This window comes from Spirosoma knui, from assembly GCF_054780635.1.
Window position 1 is genome coordinate 235,573 of the sequence record NZ_BAAGVY010000010.1, and the last position, 25,456, is coordinate 261,028.

22 protein-coding genes are annotated in these 25,456 nt (G+C 50.7%); 15 read left to right on the plus strand and 7 right to left on the minus strand.

Features of this window, described 5'->3' with window-relative positions; genetic code table 11:
• Positions 1–61 precede the first annotated feature (61 nt).
• The 5 genes from ACYVIY_RS20415 to ACYVIY_RS20435 all read left to right on the plus strand — a co-directional run bounded on the left by ACYVIY_RS20415 (position 62) and on the right by ACYVIY_RS20435 (position 3,533).
• On the plus strand, positions 62–1,144 hold the full coding sequence (locus tag ACYVIY_RS20415; RefSeq protein WP_460978252.1) for a DUF5694 domain-containing protein: 1,083 nt from the start codon (positions 62–64) through the stop codon (positions 1,142–1,144).
• Between the two features lie 108 nt (positions 1,145–1,252).
• Positions 1,253–1,678 carry a hypothetical protein gene (locus ACYVIY_RS20420; RefSeq protein WP_460978253.1) on the plus strand — a complete coding sequence of 142 codons (426 nt, stop codon included), beginning with the start codon at positions 1,253–1,255 and terminating at the stop codon, positions 1,676–1,678.
• Between the two features lie 91 nt (positions 1,679–1,769).
• On the plus strand, positions 1,770–2,108 hold the full coding sequence (locus tag ACYVIY_RS20425; protein ID WP_460978254.1) for a LytR/AlgR family response regulator transcription factor: 339 nt from the start codon (positions 1,770–1,772) through the stop codon (positions 2,106–2,108).
• A gap of 84 nt (positions 2,109–2,192) precedes the next feature.
• The gene (locus ACYVIY_RS20430; protein WP_460978255.1) at positions 2,193–2,918 is read left to right on the plus strand and encodes a pseudouridine synthase; all 726 of its coding nucleotides are present in this window, start codon (positions 2,193–2,195) and stop codon (positions 2,916–2,918) included.
• Between the two features lie 39 nt (positions 2,919–2,957).
• A complete protein-coding gene (locus ACYVIY_RS20435; protein ID WP_460978256.1) occupies positions 2,958–3,533 on the plus strand; it encodes a DinB family protein in 576 nt (191 codons plus the stop codon).
• 43 nt (positions 3,534–3,576) lie between these two features.
• Here the strand turns inward: ACYVIY_RS20435 and ACYVIY_RS20440 are convergent, their stop codons facing one another.
• Complete coding sequence (locus ACYVIY_RS20440; RefSeq protein ID WP_460978257.1) at positions 3,577–4,134, minus strand: hypothetical protein; 558 nt, start codon at positions 4,132–4,134, stop codon at positions 3,577–3,579.
• 29 nt (positions 4,135–4,163) lie between these two features.
• On the opposite strand from ACYVIY_RS20440, the gene ACYVIY_RS20445 reads away from it, so the two are divergent.
• From ACYVIY_RS20445 to ACYVIY_RS20475, 7 genes are all read left to right on the plus strand, one after another.
• Complete coding sequence (locus ACYVIY_RS20445; protein ID WP_460978258.1) at positions 4,164–4,331, plus strand: hypothetical protein; 168 nt, start codon at positions 4,164–4,166, stop codon at positions 4,329–4,331.
• 84 nt (positions 4,332–4,415) lie between these two features.
• A complete protein-coding gene (locus ACYVIY_RS20450; RefSeq protein ID WP_460978259.1) occupies positions 4,416–7,238 on the plus strand; it encodes a PQQ-dependent sugar dehydrogenase in 2,823 nt (940 codons plus the stop codon).
• A 5-nt stretch (positions 7,239–7,243) separates the two neighbouring features.
• On the plus strand, positions 7,244–8,197 hold the full coding sequence (locus ACYVIY_RS20455; RefSeq protein WP_460978260.1) for a sugar phosphate isomerase/epimerase family protein: 954 nt from the start codon (positions 7,244–7,246) through the stop codon (positions 8,195–8,197).
• A gap of 105 nt (positions 8,198–8,302) precedes the next feature.
• Positions 8,303–9,532, plus strand: a complete 1,230-nt coding sequence (locus ACYVIY_RS20460) for an MFS transporter (protein ID WP_460978261.1) — start codon at positions 8,303–8,305, stop codon at positions 9,530–9,532.
• A gap of 34 nt (positions 9,533–9,566) precedes the next feature.
• On the plus strand, positions 9,567–10,529 hold the full coding sequence (locus ACYVIY_RS20465; protein ID WP_460978262.1) for a sugar phosphate isomerase/epimerase family protein: 963 nt from the start codon (positions 9,567–9,569) through the stop codon (positions 10,527–10,529).
• Between the two features lie 13 nt (positions 10,530–10,542).
• Positions 10,543–12,720 carry a glycoside hydrolase family 20 zincin-like fold domain-containing protein gene (locus ACYVIY_RS20470; protein ID WP_460978263.1) on the plus strand — a complete coding sequence of 726 codons (2,178 nt, stop codon included), beginning with the start codon at positions 10,543–10,545 and terminating at the stop codon, positions 12,718–12,720.
• Positions 12,721–12,914: 194 nt separating this feature from the next.
• Positions 12,915–13,406, plus strand: a complete 492-nt coding sequence (locus ACYVIY_RS20475; protein ID WP_460978264.1) for a DinB family protein — start codon at positions 12,915–12,917, stop codon at positions 13,404–13,406.
• Positions 13,407–13,589: 183 nt separating this feature from the next.
• Here ACYVIY_RS20475 and ACYVIY_RS20480 read toward each other — a convergent pair whose 3' ends face one another.
• The 3 genes from ACYVIY_RS20480 to ACYVIY_RS20490 all read right to left on the minus strand — a co-directional run bounded on the left by ACYVIY_RS20480 (position 13,590) and on the right by ACYVIY_RS20490 (position 18,274).
• A complete protein-coding gene (locus ACYVIY_RS20480; protein ID WP_460978265.1) occupies positions 13,590–15,386 on the minus strand; it encodes a M61 family metallopeptidase in 1,797 nt (598 codons plus the stop codon).
• 348 nt (positions 15,387–15,734) lie between these two features.
• A complete protein-coding gene (locus tag ACYVIY_RS20485) occupies positions 15,735–16,877 on the minus strand; it encodes a DEAD/DEAH box helicase (protein WP_460978266.1) in 1,143 nt (380 codons plus the stop codon).
• 68 nt (positions 16,878–16,945) lie between these two features.
• Positions 16,946–18,274, minus strand: a complete 1,329-nt coding sequence (locus tag ACYVIY_RS20490; RefSeq protein ID WP_460978267.1) for a DEAD/DEAH box helicase — start codon at positions 18,272–18,274, stop codon at positions 16,946–16,948.
• Between the two features lie 219 nt (positions 18,275–18,493).
• Here ACYVIY_RS20490 and ACYVIY_RS20495 point away from each other — a divergent pair, with 219 nt between their 5' ends.
• The gene (locus tag ACYVIY_RS20495; protein WP_460978268.1) at positions 18,494–18,916 is read left to right on the plus strand and encodes an EamA family transporter; all 423 of its coding nucleotides are present in this window, start codon (positions 18,494–18,496) and stop codon (positions 18,914–18,916) included.
• A 123-nt stretch (positions 18,917–19,039) separates the two neighbouring features.
• The gene (locus tag ACYVIY_RS20500) at positions 19,040–20,359 is read left to right on the plus strand and encodes a DEAD/DEAH box helicase (RefSeq protein ID WP_460978269.1); all 1,320 of its coding nucleotides are present in this window, start codon (positions 19,040–19,042) and stop codon (positions 20,357–20,359) included.
• 16 nt (positions 20,360–20,375) lie between these two features.
• Here ACYVIY_RS20500 and ACYVIY_RS20505 read toward each other — a convergent pair whose 3' ends face one another.
• The 3 genes from ACYVIY_RS20505 to ACYVIY_RS20515 all read right to left on the minus strand — a co-directional run bounded on the left by ACYVIY_RS20505 (position 20,376) and on the right by ACYVIY_RS20515 (position 23,500).
• Positions 20,376–21,575 carry a DUF1624 domain-containing protein gene (locus ACYVIY_RS20505; protein ID WP_460978270.1) on the minus strand — a complete coding sequence of 400 codons (1,200 nt, stop codon included), beginning with the start codon at positions 21,573–21,575 and terminating at the stop codon, positions 20,376–20,378.
• Entirely contained in the window at positions 21,562–22,467 is a 906-nt protein-coding gene (locus tag ACYVIY_RS20510; RefSeq protein WP_460978271.1) for a 3-keto-disaccharide hydrolase, read from the minus strand. The genes ACYVIY_RS20505 and ACYVIY_RS20510 overlap by 14 nt, the downstream gene beginning before the upstream one ends.
• A 67-nt stretch (positions 22,468–22,534) precedes the next feature.
• Positions 22,535–23,500, minus strand: coding sequence for a Kelch repeat-containing protein (locus ACYVIY_RS20515; RefSeq protein WP_460978272.1), 966 nt, complete (start codon positions 23,498–23,500; stop codon positions 22,535–22,537).
• Between the two features lie 301 nt (positions 23,501–23,801).
• On the opposite strand from ACYVIY_RS20515, the gene ACYVIY_RS20520 reads away from it, so the two are divergent.
• Positions 23,802–25,409 carry a catalase gene (locus ACYVIY_RS20520; RefSeq protein WP_460978273.1) on the plus strand — a complete coding sequence of 536 codons (1,608 nt, stop codon included), beginning with the start codon at positions 23,802–23,804 and terminating at the stop codon, positions 25,407–25,409.
• The last annotated feature ends 47 nt before the right edge of the window (positions 25,410–25,456 follow it).

A 25,456-nucleotide genomic window follows, 5' to 3' on the forward strand; every position in this document is an offset into this window, starting at 1 on the left:
AGGCGAAGGCTGAACCGAGGCTACACCTTTGTCCCATTCTTAGCGCAACAGCACCAAAACCATGAAAACAATACTCTCTGTTCTTCTTCTGTTAACGCCCGTATTCAGGAGTCAGGCGCAAAAAGCGACCAATCAGCCACTCGAAATTCTCCTGATCGGTGCAGCGCATAATTACGGAAAAACGCCGGTCGAACACTTCGATTACCCGCTGAATAAAGCCCTGGCCTTCCGACCAGACGCCGTTTTTGGAGAAGACTTGTCGCCCGAAGATTACGACGCGCTCACCGACTATTGGAACAAGGCCGCCGTTGAAAAACGACTGGCGTATATCAAGCAACATACGTATGCAGACCCCAACCAGCCGGATCTGTTCATCCAGCAAACCTATGAGCGCCTGCGGGCGCAGCCAGCACTGCATCGGGAGCGCATGAAACTGGCCCGGGCGCTCTACCTTAACCACGATTTTGGCAACGCTCGCTACCAGCTCTACCGGCTTGATCTGGCCCGGCCTCAGTTTACCAACGACGACGACGTAACGTACCGCAGCGTCCTGGGTGAACCCGATTCACTGTATCGCTCCCGATCCAGCGAGTACCACAACATCTTTTTCCCCCTGCTGGATAAACTGCACCAGGACCGAATTCTACCCATGGACAACCAGCAGTATGACCTGCCCTGGCAGGCAGCCTGGGATTCAGTGGCCACAAAGACCGAGCGAGCCGTTGCCGCCGAGAAAGACACGACCTCTGCCAATTATCAGGTATGGAAATCGTTCCTGGACTGGCAAACTTCGTTTTTTAAGCGGGAGAATCAAATGCAGCAGGCCGGTCAGATTACCCGCAATAGCAATACGGATTTGTATAGCGCCCGCGTGGACTCCATAAATTTTGGGGGCGACCTACTGCTCAAACAGCTTAAAGGCTTCCCCGCTCAGGAAGCGGCTCAGATGCGCCACTACTGGCAACTGCGCAACGATGCGATGTGTCGCAACATCGTCAATCGCGCCCGGGGCGGTTGGAGCCCGGCGGGTTGTGGTGGGCGTTGGGTCGGCCCATCGCAAAACCATGATCGACATTCTGCGTACCATGCCCAACGTTACGGTCTATACCCTGAACGAGTACGAGCCCGAACGGGCGCAGAATAAATAAGCCGTCAATCCTAGCTAACTGGTCAACAGTGCCGACGTGCTACGCCCTCTATCGCTTTCTTATTCATTCCATAAAATCCAATCACCAGTAAACCAATTCATCCCATGAAACCAATTCGTTTTACCCAGATTACCTGTATTGCTTTGTTCATGACGCTTTCGTTTGCCGCCTGCAAGAAAGAAGCCGACCCCAATCCTGAATTATCCGCTAAAGTGGTTGGCAATTATACCCTGACGGGCATAAAGCAAAACGGAACGTTATACAACGTGAACGCGAAAACAACCGGCCGACTGAATGTCGTTCGCGAATCCGCTACGTCCGTGCAGATGACGGTTGATGTTACCAATGGTAATGCCGCCGACGATATTCGGTTCACCGTCAACAACGTTACCGTACAGGATGCGGGGAATGGCGAAGTCAATTTACTTAAAGACAATTCGGCCTTTGCGAAAGGAGGTAATAACAAATTGTCCATCAGCGTAGCTCCCACGGATGGCAGCACACCTTACGAATTAATCGGTACGAAATAAGCACTCGTAATTGACAGGCACTTTTCCAGAGTGCCTGTCAATTATGTATCGTGTACAGCTTCGTCTATTCACCCAGCTTTCTATCAAGCGTATGTTCTCAACCGACACCCTCCTGCTCCCTCATTTCACCAGCAAGCGTTACGTGCCTATTTCGTCCATCGAATATTTAGAAGCGATGGGTAACTACACGACCGTTTACCTGACCGACCAGAAACCGATGCTGGTCGCCATTACGTTGAAACGGTTGGCCGAACGCTTACCTACATTCGTACGGATTCATAAAGGAACGCTGGTCAATCCGACCCATATTGTTGCATTCCGAATTCGCTACGAGGTTCCCTGCGTTGAGCTGTCTCAGGCCCGGCAACTCCCCATATCCCGTCGGCAGGCCAAACGACTTCGGCCAATCTTAATCGCCCGGGCGGTATAAAGTGTTTGGGGACGGAAAATCTGACGTAGTTTTGCAGGGTCTGGCGAATGCATTACTACGTCAGATTTATTACAGCAGCATTGAATGACAGACTATCGGCCACTTTCCATCCTGTACCAATCCGCCGATCTGGTTGCGATTAACAAACCGCATGGCTTACTCGTACACCGCTCGCCCATCGCCAGCGATGCCAGCGAGTTTGCCGTCCAGCTTCTCCGCGATCAGTTGGGCCAACGGGTCTATCCCGTCCACCGGCTCGATCGCAAAACGGGCGGTGTGCTTTTGTTTGCGCTGAACGAAGCCATGAATGCGGCTATGCAGCAGCAGTTTGCCGATGGGCTGGTCGATAAAACCTATCTGGCCATAGTTCGGGGCTATACCGATGACACGTTTGACATTGACTACCCACTGCGTCGCGACGATGGTACGGTACAGGACGCCTTTACGGCCGTAAAAACCCTGCAACGTACCGAAGTTCCGATTCCACTCGGTAAACACGCTACGTCCCGTTATTCGCTCGTTGCGTTAACGCCGACCAGGGGCCGGATGCACCAACTTCGCAAGCACATGGCGCATGTTCTGCATCCGATTATTGGCGACCGACCGCATGGCTGCAACAAGCAGAACAAGCTCTTCACCGAACGATTCGGCATGAACACCATGCTCCTGCACGCGCATCAGATCGCCTTTCGGTATCCCGTCACGCACGAACTCATACGTATTACGGCTCCGTGGCAGGATGAGTTTGCCCGTATGCTCACGACGTTATTTGCTACCGCTACCATCGACACATCGCTTATTCCAGCCTGATTGGCTTTATATTGCCGCTTCACGAACTAAAGCTCATTGATGGAAAACCGACCACCCGAAACTGTTACCGGCCCCGTTACGGATACTGAACGTACCTACGCCATCGATGCGTTGAGAACAACCCAGGCTCATTTACATCAGTCGCTCGAAAACCTGTCTCCCGCACAACTTGCTCATAAGCCCAGCGCTGATCGGTGGTCAATTGGCGAATGCGTAGAACACATTGCGCTAGTGGAAAAAGGCATTGCGAATGCTATCCTCACCAGCATGAGATTACCCGAAGATCCAGACCGGAGAGCGGCTATTCGGGTGTCCGATGTTGATGTGATCAAAGCGGTACGCAGCCGAAAAGTAACCCTGCCCGCGCCAGCCCCCTTCGTTCCGACCGGTCGCTTTGCCACGACTGACGCGGCTTTGCAGGCATTTGACGAACAACGTAACGCCGTGATCGACTACGTTCAGCATGTGCAGGGGAATCTTCGTCTGCATTACTTTGAACACCCGGCCCTGGGCACGCTGGATGCGTATCAGGCAGTTCTGGTGATGGCTTCTCACGCGGAACGTCACCGAAAGCAGATTGAGGAGTTAAAAGCCGCTGTGGACTTTCCCCAATAAACACGGTTTATGGTGTCTATCGGGGAAGGTGTCTTTGCGCGATCTACCACGTAATGGCCTTCAATCGAACGCCCTGTGGGGCTTCGGCATCCGATAGCTTAATTCCTGTTTTTCCAGCTTCAACCTGGTAGTTCATTTGCTCCTGCTTCAGTTCATTAGACTTGGCCGCCCGGTCGATGTTACTCTTCGGCGCACAGGCGTAAAACCCACGATACCGACCGCTGGTGGGCGTAATCACAAATGACTGATTGGCTGCATTGACGGTTACCTTTCCTTTGAAGTACGTGTAGGCTTCGGTCCGGCAATTGTAGCTGGTGGTCGAGTTTATAACATACTCCTCGTACGTACCGTCGGCATGAAATTCAAAAACCAGCGCCTGCTCGTAGGCATTCCCGGCATACGTACCATTGTAATTCCAGAAGTTGGTTGGCGAGAATGTACCGTATGACCACTTACCGACGAGCTCGGCCGGAATTTTGCCTCCTGAAGAAGGGGAATCGGCGGGTGAATTTTCAACCGGATCAATTCCAGCTGTTTCATTTTTCTTGCAGGCGGCAGATACCATCATTAATCCGAAGAGAGCCATAAAAAGCGTTTTCATCAGCATGTTGTCGTTTTGTTTAGTCCTTAATGGTACTCACAAAACAAAGCAAGACGCGCCCCCTGGCCTACAAGCGTACTAACCAACGGGCTAAACCAACGCCTGAGTTGACCGAAACAACACCTGAGTTGTCGAGCGACGCGCGTTATATACCAGCGTTTCAGCTATACGCCCGCATTAGTCATATACTTGAGTAGACTATTTACTCAATCAGCCGGTAAATAAACCCGTCGGTATTCTTTTGTAAGCGAATTGCAAAGCTCAACGAGCAGATCGTTTACATGACATTCTTTTCAAGCGTACGAGTAACCGCGGTTTTACTTGGTCTGGCGACTTTTCTGTCGATGACCAAGGTGCCCTATTGGGACAAACCTGAAGACAATCGATTTAGCCGGGTCGTGCTGGCCGAGAAACTGGACGAGCCTATGGCATTAGCTCCGTTAGCTGACGGTCGCATGCTGTTTATCGAACGGAAAGGCGCTATTTACCTCTTCAATCCGGCCACGAATCAACGGAAACGCATCGCAAGCATCCCGGTAAGCACGAAATACACCAATCGCGAAGGTAAAGTACGGGAAGCCGAAGATGGGCTAATGGGCATTGTCCCTGATCCGAAGTTCGAGCAGAATCATTGGCTTTACGTGTATTATTCGCAGGAAGGCGAGAAAGCGCAGAATGCAATTGCCCGGTACGAAATGCGTGGGGATACCCTGCTGATGGACTCTCAGAAAATTCTGCTGGAGATTCCGACTCAACGTGAAGAGTGCTGCCATACGGGTGGCGGCATGGTATTCGACCCGCAGGGCAACCTGTATCTGCTTACCGGCGATAACACCAGTCCGTTCAGTAGCCTGGTAGCTGGTTATGCTCCCATTGACGAACGGCCGGGCCGGAGTCCCTGGGATGCCCAGAAATCAGCGTCGAATACCAACGATTTACGAGGAAAACTAATCCGCATTCATCCTGAGCCAGACGGTACGTATACCATTCCCGAAGGAAATTTATTCGCAAAAGGGACCGACCCGTCGGACCGTGCCAAAACCCGTCCGGAAATTTACGCCATGGGGCTACGTAATCCCTGGCGACTTTCGCGCGACAGCCGAACGGGCTATTTGTACTGGGGCGAAGTTGGACCGGACATGAAAGATTCCGTTGGGCTGGGTCCCTATGGGTACGATGAATTTAATCAGGCCCGGAAAGCTGGGAATTTCGGATGGCCTTACTTCGTCGGTAATAATGCCGCTTACTGGGATCGGGATTACGAAACGGGCAAAGCGGGCGAACAATTCAATCCAGCCAAACCGATTAACGACTCCCCCAACAACACCGGTTTACGCGAATTGCCACCGGCCCAAAAATCCCTGATCTGGTATTCATACCGGGCGTCGGATGAGTTTCCGCTCATGGGCAATGGCGGACGTAGCGCCGTGGGCGGCCCTATCTACCATAAAGCCGACTTCACAAATCCACAACGGCCGTTTCCTGATTATTACGAAGGCAAATGGTTTATCACGGACTTCATGCGGGGCTGGATCATGGCCGTAACCCTGGATGAACAAAGTAATTATGTGTCGATGGAGCGGTTTCTACCAAACGAACGCTTCGACAGCCCCATCGACATGAAGTTTGCGGCCAATGGCGATCTGTATCTGCTGGAATACGGAAGTGCCTGGTTCCGGGGTAACGACAATGCCCGGTTGATTCGAATTGAATACAATAGCGGTAATCGCAAACCGATTGCGCAGGCCACGGTCGATAAAACAACTGGAGCGATTCCGTTTAAAGTTGCTTTTTCATCGGCTGGCTCAACGGATTTTGACCATGATGCCCTGACCTACAACTGGACCATTACGCCAAACGCAGGTGGTTCAGCCCAGACCTTTACCACGGCTAATCCTACAGTTACGTTCACCAAAGCAGGTCTGTACACTGCACAGTTAACCGTAACTGACGCTAAGAGTGCGAAAGCCAGTAAGACCCTAGAGATAAAAGCCGGTAACGAACCACCTCAGGTAACGTTCGACATCCGACGGGGCAACAAAACTTTCTTCCTGCCTGGTCAAACGCTCGACTATGCCGTTCAGGTAACCGACAAGGAAGATGGAAGCCTCGCTAATGGCAAGATTCAACCCAACCAGGTAGCGGTGAGCATCGATTACATGCCCGAAAGTTTCGACCGGGTGGCCGTTGCCATGAACCACCGCAGTGCCGATGCTTCGGCAGGCTATGCCACGGGCCAAAAGCTCATGGCGGAGAGCGACTGTCCGGCCTGTCATACGCTCAACAAAACATCAGTCGGGCCGGCCTACCAACGTATCGCGCAGAAGTATAAAGGTGATCAGGGTGCCGTTGGCCGCTTAGCCCGGAAAGTAATTTCAGGAGGCAGTGGTGTATGGGGCGAAGCCAGTATGAGCGCCCACCCTCAATTTTCGGTCGACGATGCCTCCGCTATGGTGAAATACATCCTAAGCCTTTCGCAGGAAAACAAGGTAACGAAATCACTGCCTGTAGCGGGTACATATACGACGAACATTCCCCAGGGTGAGAGCGATAAAGGCTACTTTATCGTACGAGCAGCCTATGCCGACAAAGGCACAAAGGCCTTGCCTTCCATTACGTCGGAGAAAGTCCTGTACCTGCGCAGTCCGGTTATTTCGCCCGAACAGGCCGATCATGCCAAGGGGACCGAGGTGACACCCGCACAGAGCCGGCCCTTTTATATGATTGGTTCTGACTCGTATCTAGGCTATTCGCAGCTCGACCTGACAGGCATTGGTCAGATTAACTTCGCAGCCCAGGCACCGGTCCGGGCCGATGCCGCTGGTGGCACCATTGAAATACGACTGGACTCTCCAACGGGTAAACTGATTGGTGAAACCTCATTCATCAGTGATCGATCACCTGCTCCTTCAACCGGCGCTCAAACCGCGGGAGGCACTGGTCGCCGACGCGCTCCGGGTGCAACGGCTACGCTGATACCAACAACCGGTACACATGACGTTTATTTCGTCTTTAAAAACCCAAAAGCCAACCCCAGGCAGATACTGGTGCAGGTAAGTTCCATTGAATTTAAACCATCCGAATCAACTCACTCAACCCGATAATCATCATGAAATTCGCTCTGTTAACCGTTTCGTATTCTGGCCTTTTCTACAAAGGGAAAGCGTTATCTCTTGAAGAACAAATCCATAAGGCTAAAGAACTTGGTTTCGACGCCCTATCAATCGAAACGAAACGGCCGGTAGCCTCGCCACTCGATCTGAGCAAAGCCGATCGGGAGCGGATCAAAGAAGTTGCCGCTGAGGAAGGCATTGCTCTTTGCGCAGTCGAAAGCATGTCCAATTTTGCGAGTCGACTTATGGAAGATCGGGAGAACAATCTGGCCATGATGCGTATGGTGCTTGAACTGGCTCGTGATCTGGGCATTGACCTTGTCAAGGTGTTTGCGGCCTGGCCAGGTATTATTAACGACGAAGAGGAAATTGCGCTTTACGCACCCTACGAAAAGGGGTATTACTACAAAAAGCTTTACCCAGCCGATTTGCGTAAATGGCATCATGCCGTTAATGGTATCCGCGAAGTAGCCGCGTGGGCCGCCGATATGGGCATTACGTTGGCGTTGCAGAATCACGCACCCGTACTGACACCAGGATACGAAGATTTACTGGCCATGACGCAGGAAATTGACCGGAACAATGTGAAACTATGCCTGGATGTTCCCCTCTTTCAGGAGCGTCAAAGCGATGAATACATCCGGGAGGCTGTACAGAAATGTGCTCCTTACACCGTGCTGTCGCACTTCGGTGCCTGGAATTTTAGCGAGAACAGTAGAGGAGAAGTTGTGCAGGACCCAGCCCCTTCGTTCGGTGGCAAAACCAATTACAAAACCTTCCTGGCTGAACTGCAGCGAAATGATTATTCGGGGTATCTGGTCTCGGAATGCTGCCTGCCCGTACTACGTAATCACCAGATCGGCGGCATTGAAGAGGTGGATTACCTGACCCGTATCTCGCTGGACTACATGAAAGGGTTAGTTCGCAGCTTCGAGCCGATGCCTGTCTAACACCCAGTGATGCGGTGACTTTTCGGTAGCCTATTTTCTTTACAGGCTACCGAGATTCAGATGCCTGATGAATCACGATTTGTAAGCCTACCTCACCTGTTCTCTATGCCTGGTTTTCTGAAAGGTCGCCTGCGGCTGATGATGTTTCTTCAGTTTTTCATCTGGGGTTCCTGGTACGCCACCGCCGGGAACTTCATGAAAAACAACGGCATGACCGAGCTTATTTATCTGGCCTATGTCGTGAGCCCGATCGGATCAATCGTAGCTCCATTTTTCATGGGCTTACTGGCCGATCGTTTTTTTGCCGTACAGAAGGTGATGGGTGTCATGCATATACTCAGTGGTTTATTTGTGTTCTGTGCGCCTTTTGTGGTTGCCTCTCCCCCATTGTTTCTGGCGTTTCTGTTGTTCCATATGCTCTGCTACATGCCTACGCTGGGACTCGCGACCGCCACTGCCTTCCATTTGCTCAATGATCGCGAAAAAGAGTTTCCGCTCGTTCGGGTCTTCGGAACCATCGGTTGGATTGCGGCAGGTATTCTCGTTAGCCGGGTGTTGCAGGGCGATACAACGGGCATTCCTATGCGAGTTGCCGGAACAGCCGGTATTCTGATGGGACTGTACAGCTTTACGTTGCCCAACATACCTCCACAGAGCGCGATCAAGAAGGTATCGTTTCGGGACATCCTGGGTGTCAATGCAATCCGGCAGCTGAACTCGCGCCCATTCATCGTTTTTATGATCAGTGTGTTGCTGACCAGTATTCCGCTGGCGACGTATTTCTCCTACGTCCCTGTTTTTCTAAAAGCAGCCAACGTGTCGGAACCAGCCTTTAAGATGACCTTTGGTAATATGTCGGAAGCTATATTCCTGCTTTTACTGCCCTGGTTTTTCCGCAAGCTCGGTGTGAAGTGGGTACTGATCATTGGCATGACGGCCTGGGTTCTCCGGTATACGTTATTTGCCTTGGCCGCCCCCGATGCGGTGCTGTGGATGATGATGACCGGCATTTTACTGCATGGCCTTTGCTACGACTTTGTCTACGTGGCTGGTCAGATTTACACCGATCAGGTTGCGCCCGTGTCGATTCGTGCGCAGGCGCAGGGGCTGTTTGTCCTGGTTTCCTACGGCATTGGGCATGGGTTAGGCGCTCTGGCCGCGGGCTGGGCCTTCAACCGGATTGTGACGGGCGAAGGCAGTCAAGTACTTCACCAGTGGCAAACCTTCTGGACTGTCCCGATCATCTTTGCGACCGTCGTTACCATTGCCTTTGTCTTGGGCTCTCGATCAAAACCCGCATTAACTGCATCCGAAGCCCCGGCACCAATATCTTAAGAACAAGTCACGTATCGCTTAAAAACCTGTCATTATGAATAGCAATCGTCGTGAGTTTATAAAAAATCTTAGCCTGACAACCGCTGGCTTAGGTCTGGTTACCAGCCTTCCGTCCGAGTTACTAGCCGCCACCAACGCGAAGAAACCGTTTTTCAACATTTCGCTAGCCGAATGGTCGCTGAATCGAACCATAAAAGCGGGCAAGCTGACGAACATGGAGTTTCCGGCCAAAGCCAAAAATGACTTTGGCATCAGCGCCGTTGAATACGTCGATCAGTTTTTCCGTGATAAGGCCACTGATCAACAGTACCTCAGCGAATTAAAGAAGCGAGCCGACGATCTGGGCGTACGAAATGTCCTGATTATGGTCGATACAGCGGGCCCATTAGCCGAACCCGACGATGCCAAGCGCAAAGCAGGCGTTGAAAGCCATTACCAGTGGATCGACGCGGCTAAGTTTCTCGGCTGTCATTCGATTCGGGTTAACCTACGCGGGAATGGCACTGCCGAAGACGTTGCCAAAGCGGCTATCGACGGCTTAGGTCGGCTCTCGGAGTACGGCGCTAAAAACAAAATTGGTGTGATTGTTGAAAACCACGGCGGCTACTCATCCGACGGCAAATGGATTGTTAATGTAATGCGCCAGGTAAATAATCCGTACTGCGGCACCCTACCCGATCTGGATAATTTCTGCCTCGTCCGGGATACCAATGGCCCAAACCCACAAGCCTGCATTAAGCAATATGACCGCTACGAAGGCACCGAGGAGATGATGCCGTTTGCCAAAGGGGTAAGCGCCAAAAGCCGTGCGTTTGATGCCGAAGGAAATGAAACAACTATCGACTATCAGCGTATGCTCCAGATCATCAAAAAAGGCAAAACAGCGGCTTTTCTCGGCTATTTAGGCATCGAATACAGCGGCAACACGCTCAGCGAAGACGAAGGCATCCGGGCCACCAAGCAATTGCTGGAGCGAGTAGGCCAAATGGTTTCCTAGATCAATCAATTCCATGAGATTAAAGCTCCTAACGCTACTGCTCCTTGCAATCGGATTGATACCTGACGGCCATGCCCAACGCGTATTTATTCAACAAACCGAACCGTCTCCACAAACCCAGTACGCAACCGAGCAGTTGACGAAGGCATTGACCGCTCATAAGTACGTTATTAAAACGGATGCGAAATCGGTAAATTACACGATACGTCTGGCACCGGTCAACCAGCAGCTGGGCTCAGAGTCCTACTCCATTGAGCGGAAAGGCAATCAACTTATTATTACGGGCGGTGATGCCAGAGGGCTGATCTATGGATGTCTTTCTCTGGTCGAAGACATCCAGAACGGGATAACTGTCCAGAAGTTAACCGCACGAAAGGAGCAGCCGCATTTTGCGCTACGTGCTATAAAGTTTGACCTGCCCTGGGACACGTATCGACATAGCTACGCATTTGATCTGCATTACGAAACCTGCCGCGATACGTTGTACTGGAAAGCGTTTCTGGATATGATGGCGGCCAACCGCTTCAATGCGCTGAGTCTGTGGAATCTGCATCCGTATACATTCATGATCAGGCCAACTAACTTCCCAGCCGCTACTCCGTTCAATGATCAGCAGCTACGCGAATGGCAGACGCTGTTCCATGCAATTTTTCGAATGGCGAAAGAGCGGGCGATTGATACGTATCTGATTCCGTTTAACATCTTCACCAGTCCCGAATTTTCAAAAGCATACAACGTAAATCCAAAGCTAAACAACCTAACTCACCACCATTTTATCGATGGTGATACGTCGGCCATTGTCAAACGCTATACCCGTGAGTGCGTAACGCAGGTGCTACAGGAATACCCTGATCTAACCGGGTTTGGTCTGACGTTAGGTGAGGCTATGGGCGGTATGACGCCCCAACAGCGCGAAGACTGGATGAAGGCAACCATCATTGAGGGCATGCGGCTGGCCGGACGAAAAACGAAACTGGTTCACCGCATTCCGTTTTCCAGTACGACCGGTTCACTCGGCATTACCAGCGTTGACACCGAAAAGCTGACCCGAAAATCGATAGAAAGCGAAGGCGCTTTACCGTTTATAGAAGGGCCGATCTGGGCGGACCTGAAATACAACTGGTCGCACGCGCATTCAACGCCTACCTTAGTAAAAGTGCATGGCGGCAAGCTCTTCGATACGTATTTTAAACCTGATCCTAAAGCGTATAAAATCACATGGACAGTTCGCAACGAAGACTTCTTTTGCTTGCGGTGGGGCGTACCTGATTTTGTGCGAGCGCATATTGCTGCCAACAATCAGTCGTACGTAGGCGGTTATTTTCTGGGGTCGGAAACGTACATTCCAGCTAAAGATTACTTCACACAACCCGGCGCTTCCGTCGACTGGAGGTATGCCTTTGAGCGGCAATGGCTGTTTTACAAGCTGTGGGGGCGGATGCAATACAATCCGCAAACGCCCGACGCAGTTTTCAAGGCTGAATTTGTTCGTCGGTACGGTCCACCGGCTACTAATCTGCTGGAAGCGTATGCACTAGCCTCCTCAACTCCGTTACGGTTGGCTTCGGCTTTCGACTTTACCTGGGATTTTTCGCTGTACAGCGAGGGCATGATGGCGCACGATGCCAACAAGAACGTTTCCTACATTTCGGTCAATCAGCAGATCACACAGCCAACGCTTGACCCAAACTACGTATCGGTCAGCGATTACGTTAAGACGATCACCGCGGGCGGCTCGTTCGGCAAAGACAAGATCACCCCGCCCCAATTAGCTCAGATGCTCGAAACCGATTGTCAGAAAGCTCTGCAACTGGTACGGCCCATTAATGCATCAGCGAACCGTTCGCTTTTGTACGAAGTAGCCGACGTAAAAGCTTGGGCGAACTTGGGGCTGCATCTGGCGGAAAAGTTGAAAGCCGCTGTAGCGTTACAGACCTACCGCACTACAGGCAATGAAGCGATGAAGCAAGCGGCTATTCAACATTTGAAGGGTGCGCTACGCTATTGGGATGATGTCATTGCCATCACCCGACCGCTTTACAACGACATGCCTTTAGTGCACTTCACGGAGCAAAAAGGACATACGTGGGAAGAAAACGAAAAGCTTCGATTCCATTGGGCAACACTTCGCCCAGCCGTAGCCAAGGATATTGAAATTGCAGAGAAAGCACAGCCCATTTCGGACAAATAGCTGACGCTAGGCCCTACACATATACTATTTACTGAAAACAAGCTATTTAACCTACCGCTTTACAACATATCAATAAGCCACTAACAACCCATTTTACAAACTTAAATCTTTCTTAATTATACCGAAAATATACTGACATAGGGCTGTCACAGGTGCCTGTTTATTTTGCAACATCAACCAAATATAAACAGCGCATGTCACTTATTCAGATGTTAGTAAAGGAAATGGAGCAGGAAGCCATCACCACTCGTAAGATGCTGGAACGGGTACCAAACGACAAATTCGACTGGCGGCCACATCCTAAAAGCATGAATATCGAGTCGCTGACGACCCACATTGCCGAGTTACCAACCTGGGTGACCCTGGTTCTGAATACCGACGAGCTTGATTTTGCAACGGCCCCCTACGGGCCAAAGCACATTAGCAGTACAACCGAGTTACTCAATTTCTTCGAGCAATCCCTGGCCGACGGCAAAGCATCAATCAGTCAGGCGACAGAGGAGCAGTTAGAACCGGTGTGGACGTTACGTAACGGCGATGAGATTTATAGTAAGTCATCAAAATACGAAATGATTCGCACTACGTACAGTCAGGTAGTCCATCACCGAGCTCAGTTAGGCGTTTACCTCCGCTTATTAAACATTCCGATTCCCGGTAGCTACGGCCCCAGCGCCGACGAACAGTGATTTTAACTCCAATAAAAAAGCCGACGGATCGTCGGCTTTTTTATCCTTTTGTCATTCCGACCGCAGGAAGGAATCTTCTGTATCTGGCAGATTTGTTATCCGAGAAGATTCCTCCCTGCGGTCGGAATGACAAAAAGTAGACTAATAACTCATTACCTCAGTAAGCCCTCGTCAGGTTTGTAATTACAGATTCCGTTGCCACACTTCACGCAGCTGTACCTGCTGTGGAGTCGCCTGTGGGTCAACGGCAAACACGTATTGCTTAACAACCTCTTTCTCCAGCATGGTATTTTTAACCGTTACCTCCTGGCCATTCCGCCGAACGGTTACATCGTACGTATCTCCTGGCTTCAATTGCTTCAGATCGCCCTGAATTTTGCCGACGGTTTGCATGCTAACGGGTTGGCCATTGAACCCTATCCATTCGTCATTCTCCTGTAAGCCCGCTTTCAGCAGCGGCTCAGCCAGTTTTGTGAGATAAAATTTATTGTCCGAAAACGCAGGTTTCATGCCTAGCCAAGCCGTTTTCTCACCGGTCGGGATAGCTGGTGTGTAGGAGATACCGAGCTTGCCGTAATACTCTTTGTAAGGCAGTGGTTCGGCAGCTTTTACGTAGCGATTGAAGAAATCAGCAATCTCCGGATACGTCTTCTGCGCAAAAATGGCAAAGAACTCTTTCTCGGGGAACGCCTTATTGGGTCCGTACGTAGCGGCTAATTCGTTGATTACTTCACGCAGTCCTCGTTTACCGCCCGACAACTCTAACAGTCGAATGTCCAGCAGGCCAGCAACCAGGGCACCACGGGAATAAATATTACCGTACTGCCGCTGACCCTCATCCGTGTAACACGTTAAGCCGAGTTTGCTTAAGCTGTACGTCGTATCGACGCTTTTGTCATAAGTAATCTTCTGGCTAAGCTCGTCGAAATAGGTTGGCAGGTCCATAATGCCGCCCCGGAGCTGCATGGCATCACTGGCCCATTCGGTTACGCCTTCGTACAACCACAAATGCTCCGATGGTGTGGGCGTAACGAAGTTGAACTGTTCGATAATTTCGCTATGGATGTTCAGCGGAGTAACCACGTGGAAGAATTCGTGCGCGGCAATCGACGTCATGTTGTCGGCCAGTTTCTTCGAAAACTCTTCTTCTTTGATCACGTATTCCGAGCTGTACGAATGCTCCCAGGCTCCCCAATCCTGATCTTCAAAGTGGTACAGAAATGTATAGCGTTTTACCGGTAACTGCTTCAGAAACTGACCAGCTGCGTTGAGCATCGACTGCATATTCGTCAGCAGTTGATCGGATTTGATCTTGTCACTTTTCGAATACGTGTACACGTCGACCTGCGCGCCGGCTACGGTCGTGGTGGCTTTGGTCAGGCGGCCCAGTAGAATGGGCGAATCCACAATCCGGTCGTAATTGTCAGCCGTAAAGTTACCCTTGTTGTTTTTATCCAAAGCTGTGCCGACCGACCACTGCATGGGGTAATCGAGTTTTACCTCGATGGGAGCCGATTGCATACCACTCGGGAAGCCAAACACGCCCTGTCCATTGATCAGCACGTGATCATTTTCAATCGACGTACCACACATGTTATAGGGCTTGTGTTCGTTCACGGGCGTATCCCAGGTCTCAGCAATACTATACCGGATGGTGCGCACCTTTTCAGGCTGATCCAGTTTCCACTGGTTGGTCGAAACCTGTTGCGTTTTCAACTCCTTGTCCTTGGCATCATAGGCCTTAAATGAGCGAACGTAGCGGCCAATATCCATGATCTGATACGTACCTGGAGCCGTAGCAGCGAACTGATAAACGGCGTTGTCGGCGGTCAGACCGTTGACGTGTAACGTGACCTTAAACTGATCGTCGGCCCGATCATTCAGGTTCACTTCGTATACTAAGGGCGTTGTGGGTTTAGCAGCTATGGCCTGCGAGAAAACCGCGCTTGCAAACAGGCAGAAAAAGCCTAATGTCTTCATATAGTTTCAGATAATCTGGTCGTCAAAGTCAATACGAACAGGCAAGTTAGCCTAGTCCGTTGCCCGACCGAAACGACACTTTTTCTACGGAAAAATTTGATGATGAATGGTTTATTGCAAAACGTTCGTAAACCAGTTAATTGAAGTATAAATGATTGCGACTCCGTGGTCGGTGTTCTCACCGACCACGGAGTCGGAGTCTTGGATAAAAGGTGATAATAAAACGTTTTTGTCATTCCGACCGTAGGGAGGAATCTTCTCGCATAGGAACCTCCGGCTACAGAAGATTCCTCCCTACGGTCGGAATGGCAAAAACACGCTCAAAATCGAAGCAGCTTCTACATAAAATTAATACCCCTGCAAATCAAACTCAGCGGAGTCAAGTATCTCCACGCGCTTGCCCATCTTTTTCTGGATGATCTTAAAATGATGTTCATCATCCGGTGTAATCAATGAAATCGCTTCGCCAGATGCTTCAGCGCGACCCGTCCGGCCAATCCGGTGTACGTAATCCTTCGGCGAACGGGGTAGTTCGAAGTTGATGACGTACGGCAGGAGTTCGATATCAATCCCTCGCGAAATCAGGTCCGTAGCCACCATCACCGTCAGCTTCCCGGCCTTAAACTGCCGCAGTACGTCGGTGCGGATGTTCTGCCCTTTCTGACCATGAATAGCAGCCGCCTGAACACCGTTCTTATTGAGTTTCACAACCAGATTGTCCGCCGTTCGCGTCGACGAAACAAACACCAACACCTGCTTCATCTGACCGGTTTTGATCAGGTATCGTAGCAAGGGTCCTTTACGTTCAGGGCTTACTTTATACGCCAACTGCTTAATCTGCTCGAGATTTGTCGGCTCCTCTTCAACCTCTATTTTTTGTGGAGTGCGTAGCAGCGATGCGTTGATGTCCTGAATGGCATCGCCCAGCGTTGCAGAGAACAAAATGGTCTGCCGTTTCTTAGGTATCTTCTCGATCACCCGATTCATCTCATCGGCAAAACCAAGCTCCAGCATTTTGTCGGCTTCATCGAGCACCAGAATCTCAATATCCGATAGACGTAACGCATTCTGATCGACCAAATCCAGCAATCGACCCGGTGTGGCAACAATAATATCAGCTCCGTGCACCGCAATCATTTGCGGATTGATCGATACACCGCCGTATACGGGCACCGTCTTCACCTTTGGAAACAAGTGAGCGCCTAACGTATCGAATACCTCGGCGACCTGCACGGCCAGTTCCCGCGTAGGCACTAACACCAGCACACTGGCATATCGGCTGTTAACGGTTTTTGTGCGGTGAAACAGTTCCAGAATGGGCAACACAAAACTGGCCGTTTTGCCAGAGCCAGTTTTGGCAATGCCCAGTATATCCTTCCCGCGCAGAATGGCCGGAACAGCGTCCTGTTGAATCGGGTAAGGTTTAGTATATTGTTGTTCGGCTACGGCTTTGACAAGCGGCTCCGATAACCCAAGAGATGCAAATGACATAGTTTTAAATTTTGTCATTAATGGTCATTACGTCATTGGTTGCTATTCCCAAAAATGACCGTTAATGATTATTTCTTCCCGCTGCGCTTGATAGGTCGGCCGTATTTTAAACGTTTTTCGGCGGCATGATCCCTGCGGACATTTACTTTTTTATTCTTATCCGTCTTTTCGTGAAAAGCCCCGCCCCCTTCCTCTGGTTTAGGCAACTTTACAGGAGGTGCTTTCATGTTCACCTTCGGCTTCTCGTCATCGGTTAGCTCATCCGAAATGACCAGGTTATGCGGCAGCGAGTGAATCGGAATTTCATAATTCATTAACTCCTCAATGGCCGCCTGATACGCCTTTTCTCCTTCCGAGATGAACGTAATAGCAATTCCTTTTTTATCGGCGCGGCCCGTCCGGCCGATGCGATGGATATAAGCCTCGGGCACGTCGGGCGTATCGAAATTGATCACGTGCGACACCTCCGCTACGTCGATACCTCGGGCAATAACATCGGTGGCAATCAGAATCCGGTACGTACCGGAATCGAACAGCTTAACAGCCTCGAACCTATGATTCTGAGCTTTATTGGAATGAATAACGCCAACCTGATCCGGAAAATCCTCGTCTAACTGGCCAAATAGATCATCTGCCTGCTGCTTAGTAGCCGCAAAAACCAGCACCTTGGTCATGTCCGCATCCCGACGAAGCAGTAACTCCAGGAGGTTTACCTTGGTATAAAAGTTAGGTACGTAATAAGCCGTCTGGCTAATGTTTTCAAGGGGCGTACCCACCGGTGCCGCTTCCACCCGAATCGGATTGTTAAAATATGTATTGATCAACTGCTCCACGTCCTCGCCAAGTGTGGCCGAAAACAACAGGTTTTGCCGTTTCGGCGGCAACAAGTCCAGGATAGTGGTTAGCTGAGCCCGAAAGCCAAGATTCAGCATCTCGTCGACCTCGTCAATCACCAACTTTTTAATTGCTTTCGTCTTTAAGATCCCGTTCGACAGCAGATCGACTAGTCGTCCGGGCGTGGCAATCAGCACGTCTACGCCCTGCTGTACCTGTGCTGCCTGTGGTTTCAGATTTACACCCCCATACACGCCCACCGTCACGACGTTCATGTAGGTGGTCAGCTTATTTACGGTTTCAACGACCTGCACCACCAGTTCACGCGTTGGTACAATGATCAAAATCTGAGGCAGCTTATCCTTCGAAAACTGAAACTGACGCAGACAGGGCAGCAAATAAGCCAGCGTTTTACCCGTACCCGTTTGCGCGATACCGCACACATCGCGTCCCGACATGACCACTGAGAAAACCTTCTCCTGAATAGGCGTTGGTGTTGTATAGCCCAAGTCATTCAAGGCGTTGATAAGCGGCTTATTCAGGTTTAAATCAGTAAACGTCATAATGCTTGTTGTTGAAACCGGACCACGAAGGTACGGCTATTTAGAGTGATTCACGTTAGCTACCTTTTCATAAGCCTTTCCGCATTCCGCCGTCGGCTAAAATTGTAACAATAAGCCGTAGATCAAGTTAGGCCTATACCATACACCTCTACTAGACTTAAGTATTAAGCTAAATCATTTTACCAACCAATTACGTACGGTACGGTTGCCCCTGAGCACATGTGGATACTCTTTTCATTACTGGCAGCCCTAGCTACCGCTATTGTGGTAACGCTTTCTAAAGCCGGCATTAAGCAAGTTGATTCAAGTGTGGCGTTTGCCATTCAGTCGGTGTTAATCCTTCTGGTTTCTTGGGGTTTCGTAATCAGTCAAGGCCGTTTAGCTGACCTAGGGCGAATTGATCGTCGGGTATGGATTTACTTAATCATAGCTGGCATTGTCACCTGTATTTCTTCGCTGCTTTCGTTCCGGGCACTTAAGCTAGGCGATGCGGCACGAACCTCTTCCCTGGATAAAGTTTCGTTGGTGTTTTCGATCATCTTGGCGGTTGTGTTTCTAAAAGAGAAAGTGAACTGGCAAGTGATCTTAGGTGCCTTACTAATGGCTGCTGGAGCTGTTCTAATTACGTTAGCTCGTAAATGAAGGGTTTTCCGTTCCCAACCTTCTGCATAAAGCTTACCCGATTTACCTTAACCGCTAATCTTATTGGGCTAAAAGCACGCGTGCTATAATCGGAATATGCCTTTTTACGTGTTGTTTTGTCAAATGATTACGTCTGAAGAGCAGAATCGGGTGTTAGCTAATCTTGGCATTACGACCCTCAATCCCATGCAGGAAGCCGCACAAACGGCTATTTTGCAGGATAACGACACCTTTTTGATTTCTCCAACGGGTTCTGGCAAGACCGTTGGTTTCCTGCTGCCAGTTCTTTCCTTACTTAAGCCGGATCAGAACACGGTGCAGTGCCTGATTCTGACCCCCTCACGCGAACTGGCGTTGCAGATTGAGCAGGTCTGGAAAAAGATGGCAACGGGTTATAAAGTCAACGTGTGCTATGGTGGTCATGCCATGGAAACGGAGATTAACAACCTGAGCAATCCTCCTGCCCTACTGATTGGAACACCCGGCCGCATCACCGACCACATTGACCGTCAGACGTTTGCACTTGACGGCATTCACACGTTAGTCCTCGATGAGTTTGATAAGTCGCTGACGCTAGGCTTCCACGAGGAGATGGCATTCATTGTGGGTAGTCTGCTGAATCTTCGCAAGCGTGTACTGGTGTCGGCTACGTCGGGCATTTCAATTCCTGCTTTCGTCCGGCTCAACAACCCCACTACGTTAACTTTCGGTGCTGATGAAGATCAGCCTGCCAGCTTAACGATAAACGTTGTTCACGCGACATCGTCCACGAAATTCGATACGTTGCTTCAACTGCTTTGTTCGCTGAATTCCGAGCCCGCGCTGGTATTCTGTAATCTCCGCGAAACCGCCGAGCAGATCAGCAGCTCACTCGGCGAAGCAGGAATTCACTCGCTCGTCTATCACGGTGGTCTTGAGCAGGACATTCGCGAACGGGCGCTGATTCAGTTCCGGAATGGCAGCGTCCGGTATCTGATCACGACCGATCTGGCCGCCCGAGGGCTCGATATTCCCGAGATGAAGCATGTTATTCATTACGACCTACCGCTTCATGAGCACGAGTTTACGCATCGCAATGGCCGCACCGCCCGGATGCACGCGTCGGGCACGGCCTACGTAATCCTTGCCCCCTCCGAAACGCGCAATTACTTACCCGACTCGCTTATTACGTTACGTTTGCCCGAGAACAGCCCGTTACCCGAACCACCCGATTTTCAGACCTTATACATCAGCGGTGGCCGGAAAAACAAGCTCAACAAAATCGATATTGTTGGCTTCCTGTCTCAAAAGGGTAAACTCGCTCCCGGCGATCTGGGGCTGATTGAAGTGAAAGATTTTATGTCGTTTGCTGCGGTTAGAGCAGCCAAAGTCAAGGCATTACTGGCACAGATTAAAGACCAGAAAATGAAAGGAAAGAAGTACAAGATTGAGGTAGCGCGGTAGCCGTTAAAAGCGGTTTCTATACGTAACGTAGGAGGCCATTTTCGGGGTGAGCGGCTTTGTAGCGGCCGTACCATGTACACAACGGATACAGCAGTACAACCAGACCGAACCAGACAGTATAAACAAGTTGGAGCGATACACCTGCCCCGGCCGGTCGACCAAAATTGAGCACGCCCGGCTGAATGGCTGATAAGCCATATCCCTGTACTACGACCATTCCGATCATGGCTAGGTGTACCAGATACCAGTGCAGGATGTAATAGAACATCGGCACTTTGCCATACACCGTTAAGAGTCGGGTTGCTACGTTATCGGCACCGTCAGCGAGTGACAGAAAAACCAGCGATATACCCAGCATCAGTAAGGTATAGAGCAACGAGGGCGGATACTTGCTGACGTTAATGAAGGACAGAAACGTATAGAGCGCATCTTTTTGGGAAGACCACGGAACCCCATCGCCGTATACATTAACAAAGCGGAGCAGGATGAACAACCCTAGTGCGCCTAAGCCGATCTGCAATACGCTACGTTTCCGCTGAGCCAATGGCTGCTCCATCAGTCGGCCAAATGCGAAACCAGCCAGCATAATGCCCAGCCACGGAATCAGCGGATAAGCCACGAACAGACCGAAATTCGGACTAAACTGAAAGAAATCGGGTCGGAACAGCAACGCCCACCCGAACCGCACAGCCTGATTCGTAAAGGGCGGCACCAGAAGCAGCAGGTCGTGCAGAAAAATGATAACCAGCCCAATCACGCCGAGCTTTCGGGCGGGAAGCTTGGCCAGGAAAGACAACACAATGAATCCGGCCCCGATTGCGTAGATCACTTGAATCAGTATGGACCGAAACTGAAGATCGAACCAGAACGCAAAGTTGACGATCGTAAGCTCCAGCACAATCAGTACGATACCGCGTTTGCGTAGAAACTGACGAGCCTCCGCCGTATTCCGTTTGCGCAGCGATAGATACGCCGATGTACCGGACAAAAACACGAACGTTGGTGCGCACAGATGCGTAATCCAGCGCGTCAAAAACACACCGGGCGTTGTCGTCGCCAGATCCGTCGGACTCTGGTTCATGGCCGTGATATGCAGCAAATCGCGCACATGATCCAAGGCCATGATAACCATAACCAACCCCCTTGTGACGTCAATAGCGGTGACGCGACTCACTTGGGTGGGATAAGTGGCAGCAAGCGAGCTACTTCTTTCCATACCGACACTGCGTGTTGTCCGACTTCACGTAATATGACTTATAGTTTAGGGCTTTGGGGTCGGTACATCCCTGTAGATTAAGTACTTCGACGCTGCGAAAATCGATGGGGTGGCTCTCGGCCTGTAAGGCGATATAACCTTCGTTTAAGGGTGTATTGGCCCGGCTTATCCAGTACGCGCTATTGTCGATATGAGCAGCCTTCCAGTCGTGATCCTTACTGACAAATCCCCCGCCTACTTCGGGACGCTGGTACGTTAGCACCGTATCGCCTTCGACCACGTGGTGAATCACCGAATCGCCATACACAATGGCTTCGGCCGTTACCCACTGATCACCATCGAACGTTTTGGATTCAGAGTCAATGCAGTGTGCCGGATTCAATTTTCCGTTCATGTAAACCTGCGTACCGGGCGTGCATAAGTTTGCGGTATGCCGAGGCCCTTTGCCCAGACCGCCCAGCAGTTGCACTTCCAGCGATACCGGAAAATCCTGACCCATCGACAAGCTGGCGGCTGACTGCGAGTGAATCATAACGCCACTATTGCGGACATTCCAGGCGGCTCCACCGGGAATCTGATTGCCGACGAAGCGATACGTAAAGCGGATGATGTAATAGGAAAACGGCTTATTGTAATACAGATGACCAAATTTATCGTCGAAGCGTTGGTACTGGTCGTAGGCGATACGTAGTATACCGTTCTCGACGCGGAAGGTGTTTTTGTAGTTGTCGTTCAGCGGCTGACCAGCGATTTTAATGTCCCAGCCACTCAGGTCTTTTCCGTTGAACAACTTCACCCATTCCTTTCGGTTGGCATCGGTCTGGGCAAACGTAGCAGAAACGATGCTCAGCAAAAGGAACAGGCTCGCAAAGGATGTAAAGAGGTTTTTCATTCGGTTCAAGGGCTAACTTTCTTTTAACGTAGCGGTCGAATAAATGCGACCGCTACGTTAAAAGAGACTATTTCATGACTTCTACGGTATTCAGTTCCGGCCCACCGCCGTGGTTTGCCGACCCGGCCACGATATAGATTTTCCCATCGTACACCACAGCCTGCGTGCCATGCCGCCCGATGTTTAATCTAGGTCCGGCTGTCCAGCGGCCGGTTTTCGGGTCGAGCGTTTCGGCTTCGTTGTGGGCCAGGAGTTGCGTCGTTTCCCCGCCAATAATCCACACCTTGCCGCCCTGCGTAACGGCCGTAGCGCCTGCCCGCTGGGTCGGAATGTTCGAACTGGCGGGTAACGTTTCCCAGCGTCCGGTCTTAAAGTCATACACATCGACCTCCGCGATTGTTGTCTCAAGCACCTTATTGATCCGGGCCGTCGAGTTACGACCTCCGGCCAGATACAGTTTATCATCGACTACGGCCGCACTGATGTGATCGCGAGTGCGGGGCGCATCCGGCAGGCGTTTCCAGGTGTTGGTTTTCGGATCATATTCATCCAGCCACGCTACGTGTCCATCGTAATGACCGTCGATGATGCCACAGGCCATATAAATCTTATTGTTATAAACTACTACCCCCGCCGAACCGCGCAACCGTTCTTTCGGAATTTCCGGCCCTACCCGCCAGGCTCCCTGTTTGGGATTATAAATGTAAATGTTCGGAATGGGCGTTTCGTGCGGATATTTACCCTGGAATGCGCCCATTACGTAAATCTCGCCGTTGTAGGTGATGGCCTGAAAATGATTCATCTCAACAGGCGGAACGGGTAATGTTCGCCAAGTTAATGTTTTCAGGTTAAGCGCTTCCAGGGGTTTCATGCCTCGGCCACCAATGGCGTACAGGCTGTCGCCTACCAGGGCCGCTGCGTTTTCGTGCCGGGTAGAACAGGTGTTACGGGTTGGCTGGGGCTGCCACCTTTGAGCTTGGGCGGTCAGGCCACAGCCAATCAGCCCCAGGCTAAAAAGCAGATTCAGTTTCATACAAATAAAAGGGAAGTAATGGGTTACCTGCTTTCAGTGGAGCAGGCTTACTGTTCAGGAAACAAAAAGGCAGTTTCCAGCGCTGACCTACTCAAACATATTATTCGCAATACGTATACACAAGCTCGTCAGAAAGCCAAATTCAGCGAATTCAGTACTCATAACCAATCCGCACATACCATGATACTTGCCTGATTTTAACCGATGCCGTCGATACGTAATAGAAAAAATTTATCAGCGGGATGACGAACCATTTAGTAGATTGCCCGTTAAACTCTTATCAACTTTATCTAGTGATGTTATGGAAAATAACAACAATGGCAATGGTCAACACGGGCAACAGCCTGCAGCTGATCAGACCCTAACCACCCGGCAGGGCCACCCCGTAACCGACAACCAAAACCTTCGCACTGTTGGCAACCGCGGTCCGGCAACCTTAGAGAATTACCAGTTCCTTGAAAAAATGTCACATTTTGACCGGGAACGGGTGCCAGAACGGGTCGTACATGCCCGTGGTGCCGGTGCACATGGTGTGTTTGAAGCCTATGGCACCGTAGGCGACGAGCCGATTTCAAAATACACAAGAGCCAAGTTGTTCCAGGAGAAAGGTAAACAGACTCCGGTTTTTGTTCGCTTTTCTACCGTCGGTCATGGCGGTCACTCTCCAGAAACCTTACGGGACCCCCGCGGCTTTGCTGTGAAGTTCTATACCGAAGACGGCAACTGGGATCTTGTCGGCAACAATCTGAAAATATTCTTCATTCGCGATGCCCTGAAATTCCCGGATCTGATCCACTCGCAAAAGCCCGATCCGGTCACCAACATTCAAAGCGGTGAGCGAATTTTTGATTTCATTGCCAATACACCTGAATCAACTCACATGGCAACGTTCCTGTTCTCGCCATGGGGTATTCCGGCCAACTATCGCCAGATGCAGGGTTCAGGAGTGAACACCTACAAATGGGTGAACAAAGATGGTGTAGCAGTACTGGTGAAATACCATTGGGAGCCGTTGCAGGGCATTCGAAACCTGACGCAGGCGCAGGCTTCGGAAATTCAGGCCAAGAACTTCAACCACGCCACGCAGGACCTGTACGAAGCCATCGAACGAGGTGACTACCCACAGTGGGAATTGTTTGTTCAGATTCTGGAAGATCACGATCATCCGGAACTGGATTTCGATCCGCTGGACGATACAAAACTTTGGCCGAAGGAGCAGTTCCCCTGGTTGCCGGTTGGTAAAATGACGCTGAACCGGAACCCCGTGAACTATTTCGCCGAAGTGGAACAATCGGCTTTCGGTACTGGCGTACTGGTGGACGGTCTGGACTTCTCCGACGACAAAATGTTGCAGGGACGTACGTTCTCGTATAGCGATACGCAGCGCTATCGGGTCGGCACCAACTATCTGCAACTGCCGATCAATGCGCCAAAAGTCAACGTAGCGACCAACCAGCGCGATGGTCAGATGGCCTATCACCAGGACCTGGTTCCCGGTCTGAATCCGCACATCAACTACGAACCATCGAGCCTGGGCGGGTTAAAAGAAGCCCCCAAAGCCGGTAAAGATTACGAGCCCGAATACAATGCAAAGCTGGTTCGTCAGAAGATTGACAGAACGAACGACTTTAAGCAAGCCGGTGAAACGTACCGCAACTTCGAAGAGTGGGAACGGGAAGATCTGATCAACAACCTTGTCAACACCCTGGCCAATGCTAACAAGGTGATCCAAGATAAAATGATTGAGAACTTCACCAAGGCAGATGCAGATTACGGTCGGCGCGTAGCAGAAGGACTGAGAAATGCTACGAAGAATATAGGTGAAGTAGGCGCTCCATCCGGTGCAACCATGACCGAAGAAGGCGTGCAGCAAGCCGAGCAGGAGTCACATCCCGCTCAGCCTTACTAAGCAGTCCTATTGTCCATAAAAAAGCCTTCATATTACGTATGAAGGCT